This is a genomic window from Streptomyces sp. NPDC005878 (assembly GCF_040629815.1).
GTDB lineage: Bacteria > Actinomycetota > Actinomycetes > Streptomycetales > Streptomycetaceae > Streptomyces.
In genome coordinates this window covers 316,706-334,657 of record NZ_JBEXWK010000001.1, presented here as the reverse complement: position 1 = coordinate 334,657, position 17,952 = coordinate 316,706, and the positions used below count along the sequence as shown (strand labels likewise).

Genomic DNA, 17,952 nt, shown 5'->3' with positions numbered 1-17,952 from the left:
GGACGACCGGGCCGGATGCGAGGATGAGCCCGCCATGACTGCCACCGACGCCTGCCGCGCCGTGCGGGCCGCGATGTTCGCGGCCCTCTGCGTGCTGCTCACCGCGCTCGGACACGCCCTCATGTCGCGAACGCCGGTGCCCTGGTGGGCCCTGGGGTGCGGCTTCGCCGCCACCGGCGCCACGGCGTGGGCCCTGGCCGGACGCGAGCGCGGCTTCGCCTCCGTGGTGGCGGTCGCCGTCGGCGCGCAGGTGGTGCTGCACGAGCTGTTCTCGTGGGCCCAGAACACCGTGCGCCCCGCCGCACCGCCCATGGACGCACGGATGCCCGGGATGCGGGTGTCCGGGATGCCCATGGACCACATGGACCATATGGACCACATGGGGCACATGGCACCCATGGACGGCATGGGCCGGATGGGTCCCATGGGGCATATGGATTCCCTGGGCCCGATGGATTCCCTGGGGCACGGCATGACGGGCATGCCCCTGGGGATGTCCTCCACCGGCATGCTCGCCGCCCACCTCCTGGCCGCGCTGTTCTGCGGGCTGTGGCTCGCGCACGGCGAGCGCGCGGCCTTCCGGATCCTGCGGTCCTTCACCGGCTGGTTGTTCGCCCCGCTGCGGCTGGTCCTCACGGTCGCGCCGCCGCGGCCCGCGCGCCCGCGTGCGCGCCCGGAGCGTACGACCCGCCGGCTCCGGCGGCTCCTCCTCGTCCACGCGATCACCTCACGGGGCCCGCCCGCGGGGACCGCTGTCGTCTGACGACAGCCGGTTCCCCGCGGCGTCCCCGGAGCCTCTCCGGCGCCCCGGGCATCGGCGGCACCCCTCGGTGCCGCCGTACCCCTTCACCGGACCCGCCGCCTCTTCGGCCGGTCCGGATCCCGGATTCCCGAGAAGGACACCAGGTGATCACTCCTGCCCTGCCCCGCTCGCGCGAGGCATCGACGGACCAGGCGATAACGGCGTGGGCGCTCGCCGCCCGCGCCGGCGACCCCGAAGCCGTCGAGCACTTCGTCCGCGCACTCCACCTCGACGTACGCCGTTACGTCAGCTACCTCGGCGCCGATCCGCAGGCCGCCGACGATCTCGCCCAGGAGACCTTCCTGCGCGCCCTCGGCAGCCTGCACCGTTTCGAGGGCCGCTCCTCGGCCCGCACCTGGCTGCTGTCGATCGCCCGCCGCACGGTCGTCGACCATCTGCGGTACGCCGCCGCGCGCCCGCGCGTGTCCGACACCCACGACTGGCAGTCGGCCGCCGAGCGGGCCCAGCCCCGGGGGCTGCCGGGCTTCGACGACGGGGTGGCCCTCGCCGATCTGCTGGCGGCGCTCCCGGACGAGCGCCGCGAGGCCTTCGTCCTCACCCAGCTCCTCGGGCTGCCCTACGCGGACGCGGCCCACGTCAGCAACTGCCCGGTGGGAACCGTGCGCTCCCGGGTGGCACGCGCCCGCGCCGCGCTCGTCGAGCGGCTGCGCGCGGCCGAGCGCGAGGAGCCCGTGGGCGTCCCGGCCTGAGCACGGACGAGGCCCGGACCGTCACCGGTCCGGGCCTCGCCTCCGTACACACCGCGCCGCGCGGCGGGCTCACTCCCCGGCCGTGGCGTCCGGGCCGCCCTGGAACGCGCTCAGGATCCGCTCCGCCGCCAGCGTGGCCGTCAGCTCGCCGTCGCGGACCCGCTGTTCCAGCGCCGGAGCGAGCTCGCGCACCCGCGGATGCGCGCGCAGCCGGCCCAGCAGCTCGTCCTGGACCATCGTCCAGGTCCAGTCGACCTGCTGGTCGCGGCGCTTGGCCGCCAGCCGTCCGGTGGAGTCGAGCAGCGAACGGTGCTGGTCCAGACGCTCCCAGACGGTGTCGAGGCCGCTGGACTCGCGGGCGCTGCAACACAGCACCGGCGGGGTCCAGGCCGCGTCCGCCGGGTGCATCAGGCGCAGGGCGCCCGCCAGTTCGCGCGCCGCCGACTTCGCGTCGCGCTCGTGCGGGCCGTCCGCCTTGTTCACGGCGATCACGTCCGCCAGCTCAAGGACGCCCTTCTTGATGCCCTGGAGCTGGTCGCCGGTGCGCGCCAGGGTGAGCAGCAGAAACGAGTCGACCATGTCGGCGACCGTCGTCTCGGACTGGCCGACGCCGACGGTCTCCACCAGCACCACGTCGTACCCGGCCGCCTCCATGACCACCATCGACTCACGGGTCGCCTTGGCGACGCCGCCCAGCGTGCCCGCGCTCGGCGAGGGCCGCACGAACGCCGCCGGGTCCACCGCGAGCCGCTCCATCCGCGTCTTGTCGCCGAGGATGGAGCCGCCGGTACGGGTGGAGGACGGGTCGACGGCGAGCACCGCGACCCGGTGGCCGAGCCCCGTCAGCATCGTGCCGAAGGCGTCGATGAAGGTGGACTTGCCCACCCCCGGCACCCCGCTGATACCGATCCGCCGGGCCTTCCCGGCGTGCGGCAGCAGCTCGGTGAGGAGCTGCTGCGCCAGCGTGCGGTGGTCGGGCCGGGTGGACTCGACGAGCGTGATCGCCCGGGCCACGAAGGACCGCTTCCCGTCGAGCACGCCCTTGACGTAACTGTCGAGATCGATGCGCACGGGCGGCTACAGCTCGTCGTGGCCCAGCGCCGCGCCGAGCCGCGTCACCAGGTCGTACGCCGCGTCCGGGATGACCGTGCCCGGCGGGAAGACCGCCGTGGCGCCCATCTCCAGCAGGGTCGGGACGTCCTGCGGCGGGATGACCCCGCCGACGACGACCATGATGTCCTCCCGGCCCTCGGCCGCCAGCTCCTCGCGGAGCGCCGGCACGAGGGTGAGGTGGCCGGCGGCGAGCGAGGACACACCGACGATGTGCACGTCCGCCTCGACCGCCTGCCGGGCCACCTCGCCCGGCGTCTGGAAGAGCGGGCCGACGTCGACGTCGAAGCCGAGGTCGGCGAAGGCCGTGGCGATCACCTTCTGGCCGCGGTCGTGGCCGTCCTGGCCCATCTTGGCGACCAGGATGCGCGGACGCCGGCCCTCCGCCTCATCGAAGCGGTCGACCAGCGCGCGGGTGCGCTCCACCGAGGGCGACTGCCCTGCCTCGTTGCGGTACACGCCGGAGATCGTACGGGTCTGCGCCGCGTGGCGTCCGTACACCTTCTCCAGGGCGTCCGAGATCTCCCCGACCGTCGACATGGCGCGGGCCGCGTTCACGGCCAGCTCCAGGAGGTTGCCGGAGCCGGAGGCGGCGGCGTTCGTCAGCGCACGCAGCGCGTCCTGGCACACCGCCTCGTCGCGCTCCTCGCGCAGCCGCCGCAGCTTGGCGATCTGCTGGGCACGCACCGAGGAGTTGTCGACCTTGAGGACGTCGATCTGCTCATCGGTCTCCACGCGGTACTTGTTGACGCCGATCACCGGCTGGCGCCCGGAGTCGATCCGCGCCTGGGTACGGGCGGCGGCCTCCTCGACGCGCAGCTTCGGGATGCCCGCGTCGATGGCCTGTGCCATACCGCCGGCCGCCTCGACCTCCTGGATGTGCTGCCAGGCCCGGCGCGCCAGGTCGTAGGTGAGCTTCTCCACGTACGCGCTGCCGCCCCAGGGGTCGATGACCCGGGTGGTGCCCGACTCCTGCTGGATGAGGAGCTGGGTGTTGCGGGCGATGCGCGCCGAGAAGTCGGTCGGCAGGGCGAGCGCCTCGTCGAGCGCGTTGGTGTGCAGCGACTGGGTGTGCCCCTGGGTGGCGGCCATCGCCTCCACACAGGTGCGCGTGACGTTGTTGAAGACGTCCTGCGCGGTCAGCGACCAGCCCGAGGTCTGCGAATGGGTGCGCAGCGACAGGGACTTGGTGTTCTTCGGGTCGAACTGCTTGACCAGCCGCGCCCACAGCAGCCGCGCCGCCCGCATCTTCGCGATCTCCATGAAGAAGTTCATGCCGATCGCCCAGAAGAAGGAGAGCCGGGGCGCGAACGCGTCGACGTCCAGGCCCACGTCGATCCCTGCCCGCAGGTACTCCACACCGTCCGCGAGGGTGTAGGCCAGCTCCAGGTCGGCCGTCGCACCCGCTTCCTGGATGTGGTAGCCCGAGATGGAGATCGAGTTGTAGCGCGGCATCTTCTGCGAGGTGTACGCGAAGATGTCGGAGATGATCCGCATCGAGGGCTTGGGCGGGTAGATGTAGGTGTTGCGGACCATGAACTCCTTGAGGATGTCGTTCTGGATGGTCCCGGCCAGCTTCTCGGGCGGTACGCCCTGCTCCTCGGCGGCCACGATGTAGAGCGCGAGGACGGGCAGTACCGCGCCGTTCATCGTCATCGACACCGTCATTTTGTCCAGCGGGATGCCGTCGAACAGCTGGCGCATGTCGTAGATGGAGTCGATGGCCACGCCCGCCATGCCGACGTCACCGGTCACGCGCGGGTGGTCGCTGTCGTACCCGCGGTGGGTCGGCAGGTCGAAGGCGACCGACAGGCCCTTCTGCCCGGCGGCGAGGTTGCGCCGGTAGAAGGCGTTGGACTCCTCGGCCGTGGAGAACCCGGCGTACTGCCGGATGGTCCAGGGCTGGTTGACGTACATCGTCGGGTAGGGGCCGCGCAGATACGGCGCCACGCCCGGGTACGTCCGGAGGAAGTCCAGGCCCTCCAGGTCGCGCGCGGTGTAGAGCGGCTTGACCGCGATGCCCTCCGGGGTCTCCCACAGCAGATCGCCGTCGGCCTTCCCGGTGGGCTCCTTCACGGCGGTACGCCACTGGTCTTCGGAGCCGCCGGCGCCGGTGCCCGGAGCCAGCGGCAGCTCCGAGAAGTCGGGGATCGTCATGACGCCACTCCCATGCGGTCGAGGGCGGAGGAGAGCACGGCCACCGCGTCGCAGCCGGCGAAGACGTACTCGTCCACTCCGGCGTAGTCGCCGCGGCCGGCGAGCTGGACATGCCGCGCGCCGGCCGAGCGCAGGGCGGCGGCGACCGCTTCGGCCTGCTCGGCGTAGAGCGCGTCGCTGGAGCACAGGCACGCGACGGTGGCGCCGCTGGCGGCGAACGCCTCGGCGGCCGTCTTCGCGTCGACCGACACCGGGTCGTGCACGGGCTCGATGCCGCCCGCCTGGAACAGGTTGGAGGCGAAGGTCGCCCGTGCCGTGTGCGCGGCGGCCGGGCCGAGCGCGGCGAGGAAGACGCGCGGGCGGGCGCCGGTCGCGGCCAGGTGGGCGTCCGAGCGGGCGCGCAGCTCCTCGAACGCCTCGTCGCGGCGGACCTTCGGCAGTCCGCCCGAGGGCTCGGCGGGGGCCGCCTCGCGCTCGACGGGACGCTCAGCGAGCGAGGGGAACTCGCTGACGCCGGTGACCGGTTCGCGCCGCCGCGCGAGGCGGGCGCTGCGCGCCGCCCAGGTGGCGGCGAGCCGCTCGCGGACCAGACCGGAGCGCAGCGCGGCCGCCTGGCCGCCCGCGCGCTCGATGGTCCGGAAGAACTCCCACGCGCTGTGGGCGAGTTCGTCGGTGAGCCGCTCCACGTACCAGGAGCCGCCCGCCGGGTCGATCACCCGGGCCAGATGCGACTCCTCCAGCAGGATGGAGGAGGTGTTGCGCGCGATCCGGCGGGCGAAGGCGTCCGGCAGACCGAGGGAGTGGTCGAAGGGGAGCACCGTGACGGCGTCCGCGCCACCGACGCCGGCGCCCAGACAGGCCACCGTGGTGCGCAGCATGTTCACCCACGGGTCGCGGCGCGTCATCATCACCGGCGAGGTCACCGCGTGCTGGCGCTGCGCCCCGGCGGCGGGGGCCCCGCTCGCCTCGGCGACCCGCGCCCACAGCCGCCGCGCGGCGCGCAGCTTGGCGATGGTGAGGAACTGGTCGGCGGTGGCCGCGTAGCGGAACTCCAGCTGGCCGCAGGCGGCCTCGACGGACAGGCCCGCCCCGGTCAGCGCGCGCAGATAGGCGACCGCGGTCGCCAGCGAGGCGCCGAGCTCCTCGGCGGCCGAGCCGCCGGCCTCGTGGTAGGGCAGGGCGTCCACGGTGAGCGCGCGCAGGTGCGTGAACCGCTCGTCGCAGAGCCGGGCGAGGCCGGCCGCGGCGGCCGGGTCCAGCGCCTCTCCGGTACGGGCCTCGTGGCCGAGCGGGTCGGCGCCGAGGTTGCCGCGCGCGGAGCCGTCGGGGACACCGCGCTCCTCGTACAGGCTCAGCAACGCCCGGGCGGCCGCCTCGGTTTCGGCGCCCGCGTCCAGGACGACGGGTGCGAGGTCGAGGTAGACGCCGTCCAGGGCGCGGGCGAGCGAGGAGACCGGGACGCCGCCCCGGCCCACGGTCAGCCAGAGGGAGGTGACGCCGTTCTCCAGATCGGCGAGCACCGCCTCGTTGACCCGGGCGGGGTCGCTTCCGGCGTGGCGCTGTCGCACGCCCCAGCCGTCGGCCACGTTGCCCTCGGCCCGGCTTCCCCGGACAAAGGGGGCGAAGCCCGGATATCCGGCATCGGGCGCGGAGTCTCGCGCGGTGTACAGGGGCCGGGTGGTGAGCCCGTCCTCGACCGGGGTGGACAGTGCCTCCTCGGCAGCCGTGCCCGAGACATCTTTACCCGATTTGCGCAGCACGCCTTCCACGAGGCGCTGCCACTGCTCATGGGTTGCATCAGGGAACTCGGCGGCCAGCGAAAGCCCGTCGTCAGGCAGGACCGTCATGCTCAGATGCTAGGGCAGCCGCCCAAAGGCGCAGCAGAGGGAAAGGCTGTGACCTTGCCCTCTTCGGAACGCTCTTGATCCGTTACGGACGGTGGCGTATCCGGCGCGGGCGTGCGTTCGGGGTCGCAACGGGTCTCTACCGGCCACTTGGGGCGTATCACCTCGCGCGCGCCGACCCCTTGACCGCACCGGAAGCGCACTGGTTCAGTGGCTCAGCCACTGATCCACTGCGGAACCGCCGCATCACGACCCCTGGGGAGGGACTTCGTGGAGACGCTGCCCCGCGAGACCATCGTCGACGTCCTGGAGAACCGGCTGCGCGAGGACATCCTCACCGGCCGCCATCCGGCGGGCAGCTATCTGCCCCCCGAACGCAGCCTCGCCGACGGCTACGGCGTCACCCGGACCACCCTCAAGCACGCCTTCGGCCGGTTGGTGCAGGCCGGGCTCCTGGAGACCCGCCACGGCGTCGGCACCCGCGTCCGCGACTACGCGCGCCTGGGCGGCGCCGACCTGCTGCCGATGCTGGTGCGCCACAGCCCCGACTGGATCGAGGAGATCTTCGAGGTGCGGCGCAGCGTCGGCGCGCTGATCGCCGAGCGCGCGGCGGCCCGCCACGACAGCCGCGCCGCCACCGAGCTGCGCCGGCTCCTCGACGCCGTACGGGAGGCGGAGGGCGGCGACGCGGTGCAGCTGGCCGACGCCGAGGTGCACCGGGCGCTCGCCCGGGCCACCGGCAACCGGGTCTACGTCCTGCTCACCAACACCCTCTTCAACGCCTACCTCCCCGTACGGGCCGCCCTGGCGGGGCCGTTCACCGACCCGGAGGCGGCGTACGCGCGGCTTGCCCCGGTCGTCGCCGCGGTGGAGGCGGGCGACCGCGAGGCGGCCCACGCGGCGGCGGACGCCTATCTGACCGCCACCGAGCGGATCATGCTGGAGGACCTGGCGTGAGCGGGCGGGGCACCGAATTCCGGGAGACGCTGCTCGGCACGTTCCGGTTCGACGGCGAGGGCCGCACGCGCGCGGCCCGCCTCGACCTGCGGGTCGCCGCGGACACCGTCCCGCGCCCGGCCGGTACGACGAGCGCCCGCCTCACCGGGCGCGTCCGCGTCGAGGGCCGGGCCGACGACCCGCACGCGACGGGGGAGCTGGAGATCTCCCCGCTGGCACGCCGCCGCATCCGCTACCGCGTCGCCTTCACCGCCGACGGGCGCCGGCTCACCCTGGACGGCTGGAAGTCCGTCACCCCGCTGCACCCGGTCCGCTCGATGACGGTCCTCCCCTGCACCCTGTACGCGGAGGGCGAGCGGGTCGGCGTGGGCACCCTCCGTTTCCGCCTGGGCACGGGCCTGGTCCCGTTCCTGGCGAGCTTCCGCTTCCCGCGCCGCGAGGACGCCGACGCCCTGGCCGCCCCGCGCTGGAGGGGGGAGCCCGGACGGACCGAGGTCTGGTACACCACCGCGACCGACCCGGTCACCGGAGACGGCCTCTGGCTCCACCACGAACTGGTCGCGCCCACGGACGGCTCGGCCGCCCGCGCCCACGGCTGGATCGCGGTGTTCCCCCAGGACGGACCGGTCGAACACGCCCGCTTCGGGCCGGGCCGCTGGCAGGGCGGCGCGGACGGCTTCGGCACCGACGGCGTCGCGGCCCGGCCGGGCCGGCTCACCGGCCGGGCGGGCGCGTTCACCTGGGACCTCGCCGAACGCGCCGAGGACACCCCGCTGTTCACCTTCCCGCGCTGGTCCTGGCGCCGCCCGCTGCTGCCCGCCGCGCAGATCCTCCCGGCCGCCCGCGCCACGTACGACGGCACGGTCACCCGCGACGGGCGGACCCTGACGCTGAAGGGCGTTCCCGGCGCGTCCGCCCGTATATACGGACACGGCAACGCCCACCGCTGGTCCTGGCTGCACGCGGACCTCGGCGGCGGGGACGTCCTGGAGGTCGTGGCGGCCGTCCCGGCACGGCCCGTGCTGCGCGCGCTGCCGCCGCTGGTCTTCCTGCGGCTGCGCCGGGGCGGCCGCACCTGGCCCCGGCGGCCCGGGCGGACGGCCCTGGGCTGGGCGGGCGCGGGCCGCTTCCGGGCCGAACTCGGGCTGCCGGTGTGGACGGTGACCGGCCGCTCCGGTCTGCGCCGCATCCGCGTCGAGGTGACCCAGCCGGAGGAGCGCACCCTCACCCTCGACTACACCGACCCCGACGGAGGGGCCGCCGTCTGCCGCAACAGCGAGGCGGCGGACGCGGCCGTCCATGTGGAGCGCTGGTGGGGCCGGTGGCGCCCGGAGGCCCGCTGGACGCTGGAGGGCACCGCCCACGCGGAGGTGGGCGGCCGATGAGCGACCACGCCGGCCGGGCCGCGACCGGGCTCGTGGGCGCGCTGCTCGCCGACGACGGCACCCGGCCCTGGGCGGCGACGGCGGCACGCAGGCTCGACACCGTCCTCGCCTCGATGCCCGCCCCCGCCCGGGCGGGACTGCGGGGCGCGGCGGCGGCCGTCGACGCCTACGCCTTCGTCCGGACGGGGCGACGGCTGGCGGCGCTGGGACCCGGGGAGCGCGAGCACCTCATGGCGGCGCTCGGCGCCCGCCCCGCCCTCGCCCCGGTCCTCGACCTGCTGAAGGTGCCGGTGCTGCTCGCCGCCGGGACCGAGCGGATGCTGTACGAGGGGGCGCGCGGTCCCGTGCCCGCGCCGCCGGAGGATCCGCCGCTCGACTGCGTCCCGGCCGAGGAGTGGCCCGCGCGCAGCACGGCCGACGCCGTGGTGATCGGCTCCGGCGCCGGGGGAGCGATGGCCGCGCGGACCCTCGCGCGGGCCGGGCTGCGCACGGTCGTCCTGGAGGAGGGCCACCACCACACCACCGCCTCCGTCGGCCGCCGCGCCCCGCTCGACCGGTTCGCCGAGCTCTACCGCGACGGCGGGGCGACCGTCGCGGCGGGCCGCCCGCCCCTGCTGCTGCCGACCGGCCGGGCCGTCGGCGGCACCACCCTGGTCAACTCCGGTACCTGCTACCGCACTCCGGACCACGTCCTCGACCGCTGGCGCACCACGTTCGGCTTCGGCCTCGCGGAGGGCATGCCGCAGCGCCTCGACGAGGTCGAGCGGACCCTGCGGGTCGCCACCCAGCCCCTCGACGTCCTGGGCGACAACGGTCTGCTGGCGCTCACCGGCGCGCGCCGGCTCGGCTGGCGGGCCGCGCCCCTGCGCCGCAACGCCCCCGGCTGCAAGGGCTCCTGCCAGTGCGTGGTGGGCTGCCCGTCCGGCGCCAAGCAGAGCGTGCAGCTCTCGGTGCTGCCGGACGCGTGCGCGGCGGGGGCCAGGATCGTGACGGGCGCCCGGGTGCGGCGCGTCCTGGTCGACGCCGACCGGCCCGGCGGGCCGAGGGCCGCCGGGGTGCGGGTGCGGCGCGCGGACGGCAGCGAGCTGGAGATCCTCAGCCCGCTGGTGGTGGTCGCGGCCGGCGCCCTCCAGTCCCCGCCGCTGCTGCGCCGCTCGGGCCTCGGCTCCCACCCGGGCGTCGGCCGCAACCTCAGCGTCCACCCGGCGACGAGCGTGGCGGGCCGCTTCCCCGAGCCGGTCACCGCGTGGGAGGGAGTGCTCCAGAGCGTCGGGGTGGAGGAACTGCACGGCCAAGGCGTCCTCATCGAGGCGACGGCGACCCCGCCGGGCATGGGCAGCTTCGTCCTGCCGGGCGTGGGCCGCGAGCTGCGCCGCGAACTGGACGGCGCCGGCCACCTGGCCACCCTCGGCGCGATGATCGCCGACCGCCCCTCGGGCAGCGTCCACGGCCGCGACCGCACCCTGATCCGCTACGACCTCGCCCCCCGTGACGCAACGAGGCTGCTGACGGCGGTGCGGGCGATGGGCCGGCTCCTGTTCGCGGCGGGCGCCACGGAGGTGCTGACCGGCATCCCGAGGGCGCCGAGGGCGCGGGACCCACGGGAACTCGACACGGCGCTGGCCGGAGTGACGGCACGTCAGCTCCACCTCTCCGCCTTCCATCCCACCGGTACGGTCGCCGGGGGCGGCGACCCGGCCCGCTTCCCGGCGGACGGGCGGGGCCGTCTGCGCGGCGTCGAGGGCGTCCTGGTCGCCGACGCGTCGCTGCTGCCGGGCTGCCCCGAGGTGAACCCCCAGCTCAGCGTGATGGCGGCGGCCCTGGGGGTGGCAGGAGGCTGAAGGGGGCAGCAGAGGGCCCGGTCCTGGGCATCGCGCACCACCCCCGGGGACGGGCGGCGCCAGAGCGGACCGGCGCCGCCCGCCCGCCTCAGAGCAGGGCCCGCAGCGCGGAGCGGTCCACCAGCCCCACCGCGTGCCCGTCCCGCACCGCCACGGCCACCTCCTCGCCGCGCTCCTCCAGCTCGGCGAGCACGGACCGCGCCCCCTCGCCCACCCCGAAGTGGGGCAGCGGTACGGCGAGATGGTCGCGTACCGGGTCGTGCGGCTTGAGGGAACCGTCCTCCATGGCGGCGGCCAGCGCGTCCAGACGCAGGGAGCCCGCAAGCTCCGGGACGGTCGGCGCGCGGTCCGGGCCCACCGGGCACGGCCCGGCCGGGGCGAGCGCGGGCAGGCCCCGCTCGCGCAGGGTCCGCAGCACCGCCAGCGCCTCGGCGGCCGTGCTGAGCCGGTTCACATACGGCAGCGGCTCGGCCCGTACCGCGTCCCCGACCCTCGCCGTGCCCTCCTCGCCGTCGAGGAAGCCCAGCCGCAGCAGCCACGCGTCGTCGAAGTACTTCGAGAGGTATTGGCGCCCCGAGTCCGGCAGGATCACCACGACCAGCGCATCCGGGCCGAGACCGGCCGCCACGCGCTGGGCGGCCGCGACCGCGAGACCGGCCGAGCCGCCGACCATCAGGCCCTGCTGCCGGGCCAGTTGACGCACCGTCAGGATCGCCTCGCGGTCGCCCACCGGGATCAGTTCGTCCACCACGTCCTGCTGGTAGGAGGCGGGCCAGACGTCCTCCACCGTCTCGGGGTGGCGCACGTGCCCGGTCGCCTCGACGAAGTACGGACGGCCGTCGCCGCCCGAGTAGACCGACGCCGCCGGATCGGCCCCGGTCACCCGCACGGCACCCCCGCTGACCTCCTTGAGGTAGCGGCCGGTGCCGCTGATCGTGCCGCCGGTGCCGACGCAGGCCACCAGATGCGTGACCCGGCCGTCCGTCTGGCGCCAGATCTCCGGGCCCGTGGTGGCGTAGTGCGCCGCCGGGTTGGCCGGGTTGTCGTACTGCGCGGCGAGCCAGCTGCCCGGCCGCTCCCCGGCGATCCGAACCGCCGTGTTGAAGACGTTCTCCGGGTCCTCGGCGGGCAGCCCGCTGCGCCGCACGACCACCTCAGCGCCGTACCCGCGCAGCGTGGCGATCTTCTCGGCGCTCGTCTTGTCGGGGACCACCAGGACGGCGTGGTACCCCTTCGCCGCCGCCACCATCGCGAGCCCGGCCCCCGTGTTGCCGGAGGTCGCCTCGACGACCGTGCCGCCGGGGCGCAGTAGCCCCTCCCGCTCGGCCTGCTCGATCATGTGCAGACCGATGCGGTCCTTCACGCTGCCGCCCGCGCTGAGGTATTCGAGCTTGGCGTAGAGCGCGGCGGTCCCCTCGCCGCCGGGCGTGCGCAGCCGTACCAGCGGGGTGCCGCCGACGAGTTCGAGCACTGATTCGTGAACGTCCATGCCGGCGAGCTTACGAGGCGCCCGGGGCGGGGGGACCGGCGTGCCCGGCCGCGTACGGTGCGCGGCCGGGCACACGGGTCACCGGCCGTGCGCCTACACGTCGAACGTGTAGAACTTCTTGTGGTCCAGCATGTCCGCCGGCGTCACGTTGTTCCACGGGCGCATGGTGTCGCGCAGGTCCACCACGTTCGCCGTCCCGGCGGCCGGGAGGTAGGGCGAGGAGGGGTGGCGCTCCTGCCACTGCGCCCAGAGCTTGTCGATGAACGCGTGGTGCAGCCAGAACACCGGGTCGTTGGGGGAGACACCGGTGGCCATCTGGCCGCCGACCCAGACGTGCACCCGGTTGTGCAGGTTGACCCCGCGCCACCCCTCCAGGTGGTTGCGGAACCCGTCCGAGGCGCTGTTCCAGGGCGCCATGTCGTACGTGGTCATGGCCAGGACGCTGTCGACCTCGGCCTTGGTGGGCAGCTGCGGCACGCTCGCGCCGAGCGCGCGGCGCAGGTAGTTGCGGCCGTCGACCCGGACGTTGATGGTCCACCTGCCGCCGCTGGAGGCGAACGGGCCGTCCATCACCTGGCCGTCACGGCTGCGGCCGGTGCCGCCGAGGAAGTCGGCGGCCCAGAGCGAGGAGGCCGTGGTGCGGTCGGCCGTCCAGTCCCAGTAGGGCAGGGCGACGGTGGAGTCCACCGCCTGGAGGGCCTGTTCGAACTCCAGGAGGAATCTGCGGTGCCACGGCAGGAACGACGGCGAGCGGTGGCCGACGCGGTCGGTGTCGTCGTTGTCGCTCATGATGAAGGCGTTGTGCGTGGTGACGAACGTGTCGTACGTCCCGTTGCGCTTCAGCGTCAGGATCGCGTTGACGAAGCGCCGCTTCTCGTCCGCGGTGAGGGTCGCCTGGTTCTTGCGTACGGTCATGGAAGTGCTCCAGATGGTGGTGCTGCGGGTGCGGTGACGGGACGGGATCAGGCGAGCGGGACGAGGGTCGCGCCCTGGAGCTCCACCACGGCCGCACGGGCCACGGCGCGCGGGTTCGCGAACGTCTCGTAGTGGTTGACCACGCTGATCCAGGTGCCGTCGGCATTCCGCATCACGTGCAGCTCCTGGCCGTCTATTCGCACCGCGTAGCCCCCGTGGTGACCGGCGTGGCCGCCGCCGTGCACGGGCTCGCCCTGTATGCGGCGGCCCTGGTAGACCTCGTCGAACGGGGCGGGAACGTCGTGCCCCGTGTGGTCCGTGGTGGCCGTGTGGCCGGTGTGGCTGTCGCCCGCGGCCGGGACGACGCCGTTCGCGGACTCGCTGGCGGTCGCGGCGTACGCGGTGCCGGCCAGGCCGAGGCCGGCCACCGCGCTCGCGGTGAGGCCCAGCGCGCTGCGGCGGGTGAGTCGGGACATGGGTAACCCCCTGTGGTCGGGCAGTGCTCGGTAGTGGTCCAGCGGCGTCGGGGGCGCGGAAAGGTGAAGTCGCCGCCCGGCCGACGCGCTTGACGGGTCGTTGACGGACTGTCGTCCGGCTGGTCAGGGCCGGACGTCCGGCAAACCGTCCTGGCAAATGCCTACAGCCCGGCAACGAAATGGCAAAGCGTCACTCGAAGGGTTGGGCTCAATGCGGACATGTCCAGATACGAAGTGCAAGGTTGAACGGAAATGATCTTGCTGTCCGGGGCCATCCGGCCTGCCGAAAGTGGAGATCCTTCAGTAGATCTGTCGATCCCGTGAAGATTTTGTTGTCGGGATGGGGGAGATGTGGCGGCCCTCACGTGAGAAACCTGGCCGGTTTCGCGCCCCGCGTACGGGAGGTGACGGGGTGTGAGATGAGCCGTGCATGACAAACCACCTCATGGTTCGAGCGTGGTGGGCCCGCGCGCGGCATCCGTCAGGCGAGGCCGAAGAGTTGCGTCCAGTACGTGCCCGCGCGCCCGCCGCCCGCGAAGCCGACGCCGATGTGGGTGAAGTCGGGCTTGAGGATGTTGGCGCGGTGACCCGGGCTGTTCATCCAGCCCTCCACCACCTCGGCCGCCGTGCGCTGCCCGCACGCGATGTTCTCGCCGATGCCCCGGTGTCCGGCCCCGGCCGCCCTGGCACGGTCCCACGGCTCCAGGCCCTCCGGAGAGGTGTGCGAGTAGAAACCGCGGGCCGCCATGTCCGCGCAGTACGCCCGGGCCGCCGACGCGAGGCGGGTGTCGTCCGCCAGCGGACGCAACCCGGCCGTGACACGGCGGCCGTTGGTGAGCGCGACCACCTCCGACACCGTCCGGTGCAGCCCGTCCTCGCTGAACGGCCTCGCCCACAGCGCCGTCCAGTACACCTCGCCCGTGCGCCCGTCCGTGGCGCTGCCGATACCCGCCTCGGTGAAGGACGCGTCCCGCAGCGGGCCTCGGGTGTGGGCGTCCTCCTCGCAGTACGCCAGGAACTCGGCCGGGGTGCGCGGACCCGAGACCAGGTGCTCGGCGATGCCCAGATACGCGTAACCCCGCGTGGTCACCCGCTGGAAGACCGACACCCCGTCCGGGCTCTCCACGCTGAGGCGGCCCTGGGCGGCCATGGTTTCGGCATGCGCCTCGGCGGCCGAGGCCAGCCGTCCGTCGACGGCCACCGCCGGGACCCCGGCCCGGGCCCGCTCGGCGTTGACCAACGCGCCGAAGCCGTCGGCCCGTTGCGACCCGCTCGGCCGGGGCCGCCGTGCGCCCGGGACCGCCGCGGGCAACTGCACGGTGGGGGCGTGCGGTGGGTCGTCGTCGGCCACGTCCACGCCGAAGTCCCGGGCCACCCCCGCGAGACCGTCCGCGTACCCCTGCCCCAGCGCGCGGACCTTCCAGCCGGTGCCCCGGCGGTAGATCTCGGCCAGCAGCAGCACCGTCTCCCGCTCCGGCCTCGGCGGGGTGAACCGGGCCAGGACCTCGCCGCCCGGGCCGGTGAGGCGCAGGCTCGGCACCGGAAGGCGGCCGAGCGGAACGCCCGGGTCCGCGGGGCTGACGACCACGGTCAGCCGGCTCGCCCCGGCCCGCAGCCGGCCGGGGTCGACCGTGATCACCTCGTCGCCGAGCCGGGTGCCGGGGGCGGACGGCTGGTTGTAGAAGACGAAATCGGTGTCGCCGCCCACTTTCCCCGTGTCATCGGTGATCAGCACCGACAGGTCGAAGGGTCCCGGGACGCCGATCGTCAGCACGCCGTCCGGAAGGGACTGGTTGCCCCCGGGAACCAGCTCGCTCATCGCCACCACCTGTCCCCGGGGCCCGCCGCCGTCCGCCGCCGCGCCGCGCTGTGCCGTCGTGGGGAGAACGCGATGGGCGCGGTGGCCGGTTCCCGTCCCCGGCGTGTCGTGGCGACGACTTTCGCCGGGCGGGCCCAGGGCCCGGCAGGCGCCCCGGGACCACCGGAACGGGTGACGATCGCGGGGCGGATGCGTTCTGCGGGGCCGGGTACCAGAATGGAGCCACGCCGGACTAATGAGGAGGCGGTATGAACGCTCAGTCCGAGCCCGCGCCGAAGCGGGAGGGGATCACCCCGGACGCACTGCTGCACACCGGGGCGGGCGGTGACATCACCGCGGAGGACCTGGTACTGGCTTCGGGGCGCGACATCACGCCCAAGAGCCTGGAGTGGGCGGAGCGCCGTCTGGAGCAGGACGGCACCCGGGCGATCGACAAACTGCTGCCCTGACCCGACCGCGGGGGCCCGGCTCCTCCCGGCTCAGCCCCTCGCGTAGACGCTGCTCGCGAACGAGGCGAACTGGTCCGCAGGGAGGTGCCGGGCCAGGTCCGCCTCGGTGATCACGCCGACCGGCTCACCGTCGTCCACGACGACGAGGCGGCGGATGCGCGCGTCGCTCATCACCCGTACCGCCTCCGCCGCGTCCGCGTCGGCGGGGACCGTGCGCGGCCCGCCGTCGGCGAGATCGCCGGCGGTCACCTCGGCCGCCTCCTTTCCGGCCGCGAGCACCTTCACCACGATGTCGCGGTCCGTGACGATGCCGGTCAGCGTGCCGTCGTCGCTCCGCACCGGCAGCGCGCCGATCCCGTGGTCCCGCATCAGCCGGGCGGCACGGTCGAGGGTCTCGTCCGCCGGGATGCAGCGGACGTCGACGGTCATCAGATCGCGGGCGGTGGGCATGGGGGCCTCCGGGACGGTGGGGTACGCCCTCGTCATGCTGGCCGCGCCCCGGGCGCCCGGCGACCGCAGAGGGACGAACGGGTGACCGAGCACGCCCGGGCGCCCACCAGGCCCGCGCCGCCCCTTCCGAGTTCCTCGCCCTTCCAGATTGCTGGAACACGTTCTACTGTGTGCCCGCCCGCACCACGTGGCGCCGGCGCGCGCGTCCGCATGGCCGCTCGTGGTCACGTGCGGCGATGTACAGCGACACACCGTGACGCGCCCCGCCACGGACCGTGACCCGCCTGGGAGGGCCCCGTGCACCTCGAATACACGCCCGAGCAGCAGCGGCTCCGCGCCGAGCTGCGCGCCTACTTCGCCGAGCTGATGCCCGCTCCCGGCAGCGCCCGCTCCCAGGGCTCCGACGGCGGGGGCGGCACCCGGGGCGGGGGCGGCACGCCCGTCACCGGCGCCGCCGAGCGCAAACGCTTCTACCGCGCCACCGTGCGCCGCCTCGGCAGGGACGGATGGCTGGGGGTGGGCTGGCCCGAGGAGTACGGCGGGCGCGGGCTGAGCCCGATGGAGCAGTTCATCTTCTTCGACGAAGCCGCCCAGGCCGGGGTCCCGCTGCCGCTGATGGCGCTCAACACCGTCGGCCCGACCCTGATGCGGTTCGGCACGGACGAGCAGAAGGCGTACTTCCTGCCCAAGATCCTCTCCGGTGAGATCGACTTCGCGATCGGCTACAGCGAGCCCGACGCGGGCACCGACCTCGCCGCCCTGAAGACGCGGGCGGTGCGCGAGGGGGACACGTACGTCGTCAACGGGCAGAAGATCTGGACCACCAACGGCGACACCGCGGACTGGGTCTGGCTGGCGGTGCGCACCGACCCCGCCGCGCCCCCGCACAAGGGGATCTCCATGCTCCTGGTGCCGACCTCCGACCCCGGGTACTCCTGCACCGTCATCAACACCCTCGCCTCGCACGACACCACCGCGAGCTACTACGAGAACATCCGCGTCCCCGTCTCCCGCCGCGTCGGCGAGGAGAACCACGGCTGGCGGCTGATCACCAACCAGCTCAACCACGAACGCGTCACCCTCGCCGCGCACGGCACCATGGCGATCCGCGCCCTGCACGACGTCCAGCGCTGGGCCGCCGACACCAAGCTCGCCGACGGCCGCCGCGTCATCGACCTCGGCTGGGTGCGCGGCCGCCTCGCCCGCACCCACACCCGGCTCGACGCGATGAAGCTCCTCAACTGGCAGATGGTCAACGCCGTCCAGGAGGGCACCCTCACGCCGCAGGACGCCTCCGCCGTCAAGGTGTACGGCTCGGAGGCGCGCCGGGACGCGTACGCCTGGCTCATGGAGGTCGCCGGCGCGGCCGGCCCCCTGAAGGAGGGCTCGGCCGGGGCGGTGCTCCACGGCGAACTGGAGCGCGGTTACCGCTCGGCGGTGATCTTCACCTTCGGCGGCGGCAACAACGAGATCCAGCGCGAAATCATCTCCTGGATCGGTCTGGGGATGCCGCGCGTCCGCCGTTAGCCTGGCCGGTACAGGAGGTGG

Annotated in this window: 15 protein-coding genes; 7 read left to right on the top strand and 8 right to left on the bottom strand. The window is 74.2% G+C overall.

Annotation, left to right across the window (positions count from 1 at the left end; all coding sequences use genetic code 11):
• The first annotated feature begins 34 nt into the window (after nt 1-34).
• Nucleotides 35-763, top strand: coding sequence for a hypothetical protein (locus ABZ404_RS01590; protein WP_358835599.1), 729 nt, complete (start codon nt 35-37; stop codon nt 761-763).
• A gap of 143 nt (nt 764-906) precedes the next feature.
• Entirely contained in the window at nt 907-1,512 is a 606-nt protein-coding gene (locus tag ABZ404_RS01585) for a sigma-70 family RNA polymerase sigma factor (RefSeq protein ID WP_358835598.1), read from the top strand.
• Nucleotides 1,513-1,581: 69 nt separating this feature from the next.
• Here ABZ404_RS01585 and meaB read toward each other — a convergent pair whose 3' ends face one another.
• Genes meaB through ABZ404_RS01570 form a run of 3 tightly spaced genes read right to left on the bottom strand, consistent with a single transcriptional unit; the run spans nt 1,582 to nt 6,626 of the window.
• On the bottom strand, nt 1,582-2,583 hold the full coding sequence (gene meaB / locus ABZ404_RS01580; protein WP_358989998.1) for a methylmalonyl Co-A mutase-associated GTPase MeaB: 1,002 nt from the start codon (nt 2,581-2,583) through the stop codon (nt 1,582-1,584).
• 6 nt (nt 2,584-2,589) lie between these two features.
• The gene (gene scpA / locus ABZ404_RS01575) at nt 2,590-4,779 is read right to left on the bottom strand and encodes a methylmalonyl-CoA mutase (protein ID WP_358835596.1); all 2,190 of its coding nucleotides are present in this window, start codon (nt 4,777-4,779) and stop codon (nt 2,590-2,592) included.
• Nucleotides 4,776-6,626: a methylmalonyl-CoA mutase family protein gene (locus ABZ404_RS01570; protein ID WP_358835595.1), complete on the bottom strand. Its 1,851-nt coding sequence runs from the start codon at nt 6,624-6,626 to the stop codon at nt 4,776-4,778. Before ABZ404_RS01570 ends, scpA begins: the two co-directional genes overlap by 4 nt.
• Nucleotides 6,627-6,893: 267 nt before the next feature.
• Here ABZ404_RS01570 and ABZ404_RS01565 point away from each other — a divergent pair, with 267 nt between their 5' ends.
• Genes ABZ404_RS01565 through ABZ404_RS01555 form a run of 3 tightly spaced genes read left to right on the top strand, consistent with a single transcriptional unit; the run spans nt 6,894 to nt 10,806 of the window.
• Nucleotides 6,894-7,580, top strand: coding sequence for a GntR family transcriptional regulator (locus ABZ404_RS01565; RefSeq protein ID WP_358835594.1), 687 nt, complete (start codon nt 6,894-6,896; stop codon nt 7,578-7,580).
• Nucleotides 7,577-8,965 carry a hypothetical protein gene (locus tag ABZ404_RS01560; protein ID WP_358835593.1) on the top strand — a complete coding sequence of 463 codons (1,389 nt, stop codon included), beginning with the start codon at nt 7,577-7,579 and terminating at the stop codon, nt 8,963-8,965. The genes ABZ404_RS01565 and ABZ404_RS01560 overlap by 4 nt, the downstream gene beginning before the upstream one ends.
• Nucleotides 8,962-10,806, top strand: coding sequence for a GMC family oxidoreductase (locus ABZ404_RS01555; protein WP_358989995.1), 1,845 nt, complete (start codon nt 8,962-8,964; stop codon nt 10,804-10,806). Before ABZ404_RS01560 ends, ABZ404_RS01555 begins: the two co-directional genes overlap by 4 nt.
• Before the next feature lie 88 nt (nt 10,807-10,894).
• Here the strand turns inward: ABZ404_RS01555 and ABZ404_RS01550 are convergent, their stop codons facing one another.
• The 4 genes from ABZ404_RS01550 to ABZ404_RS01535 form a co-directional block, all read right to left on the bottom strand.
• Entirely contained in the window at nt 10,895-12,295 is a 1,401-nt protein-coding gene (locus ABZ404_RS01550) for a pyridoxal-phosphate dependent enzyme (RefSeq protein ID WP_358836214.1), read from the bottom strand.
• 93 nt (nt 12,296-12,388) lie between these two features.
• Nucleotides 12,389-13,210: a tyrosinase family protein gene (locus ABZ404_RS01545; protein WP_358836213.1), complete on the bottom strand. Its 822-nt coding sequence runs from the start codon at nt 13,208-13,210 to the stop codon at nt 12,389-12,391.
• A 47-nt stretch (nt 13,211-13,257) separates the two neighbouring features.
• Complete coding sequence (locus tag ABZ404_RS01540; RefSeq protein ID WP_358836212.1) at nt 13,258-13,686, bottom strand: tyrosinase cofactor; 429 nt, start codon at nt 13,684-13,686, stop codon at nt 13,258-13,260.
• 481 nt (nt 13,687-14,167) lie between these two features.
• A complete protein-coding gene (locus tag ABZ404_RS01535) occupies nt 14,168-15,505 on the bottom strand; it encodes a CAP domain-containing protein (RefSeq protein WP_358836211.1) in 1,338 nt (445 codons plus the stop codon).
• Between the two features lie 248 nt (nt 15,506-15,753).
• Between ABZ404_RS01535 and ABZ404_RS01530 the strand changes: the two genes are divergently transcribed.
• Nucleotides 15,754-15,954: a hypothetical protein gene (locus ABZ404_RS01530; protein WP_358836210.1), complete on the top strand. Its 201-nt coding sequence runs from the start codon at nt 15,754-15,756 to the stop codon at nt 15,952-15,954.
• A gap of 30 nt (nt 15,955-15,984) precedes the next feature.
• Here ABZ404_RS01530 and ABZ404_RS01525 read toward each other — a convergent pair whose 3' ends face one another.
• Complete coding sequence (locus tag ABZ404_RS01525; protein ID WP_358836209.1) at nt 15,985-16,404, bottom strand: CBS domain-containing protein; 420 nt, start codon at nt 16,402-16,404, stop codon at nt 15,985-15,987.
• A gap of 297 nt (nt 16,405-16,701) precedes the next feature.
• Between ABZ404_RS01525 and ABZ404_RS01520 the strand changes: the two genes are divergently transcribed.
• Nucleotides 16,702-17,931: an acyl-CoA dehydrogenase family protein gene (locus ABZ404_RS01520; protein ID WP_358836208.1), complete on the top strand. Its 1,230-nt coding sequence runs from the start codon at nt 16,702-16,704 to the stop codon at nt 17,929-17,931.
• Nucleotides 17,932-17,952: the final 21 nt, after the last annotated feature.

Excerpts from the sequence above, each read along its gene's own strand:
- ABZ404_RS01555 (WP_358989995.1), top strand. The coding sequence starts at position 8,962 with ATGAGCGACCACGCCGGCCGGGCCGCGACCGGGCTCGTGGGCGCGCTG.
- ABZ404_RS01535 (WP_358836211.1), bottom strand. The coding sequence starts at position 15,505 with ATGAGCGAGCTGGTTCCCGGGGGCAACCAGTCCCTTCCGGACGGCGTG.
- ABZ404_RS01530 (WP_358836210.1), top strand. The coding sequence starts at position 15,754 with ATGAACGCTCAGTCCGAGCCCGCGCCGAAGCGGGAGGGGATCACCCCG.
- ABZ404_RS01525 (WP_358836209.1), bottom strand. The coding sequence starts at position 16,404 with ATGCCCACCGCCCGCGATCTGATGACCGTCGACGTCCGCTGCATCCCG.
- ABZ404_RS01570 (WP_358835595.1), bottom strand. The coding sequence starts at position 6,626 with ATGACGGTCCTGCCTGACGACGGGCTTTCGCTGGCCGCCGAGTTCCCT.
- ABZ404_RS01545 (WP_358836213.1), bottom strand. The coding sequence starts at position 13,210 with ATGACCGTACGCAAGAACCAGGCGACCCTCACCGCGGACGAGAAGCGG.
- ABZ404_RS01540 (WP_358836212.1), bottom strand. The coding sequence starts at position 13,686 with ATGTCCCGACTCACCCGCCGCAGCGCGCTGGGCCTCACCGCGAGCGCG.
- scpA (WP_358835596.1), bottom strand. The coding sequence starts at position 4,779 with ATGACGATCCCCGACTTCTCGGAGCTGCCGCTGGCTCCGGGCACCGGC.
- ABZ404_RS01590 (WP_358835599.1), top strand. The coding sequence starts at position 35 with ATGACTGCCACCGACGCCTGCCGCGCCGTGCGGGCCGCGATGTTCGCG.
- ABZ404_RS01550 (WP_358836214.1), bottom strand. The coding sequence starts at position 12,295 with ATGGACGTTCACGAATCAGTGCTCGAACTCGTCGGCGGCACCCCGCTG.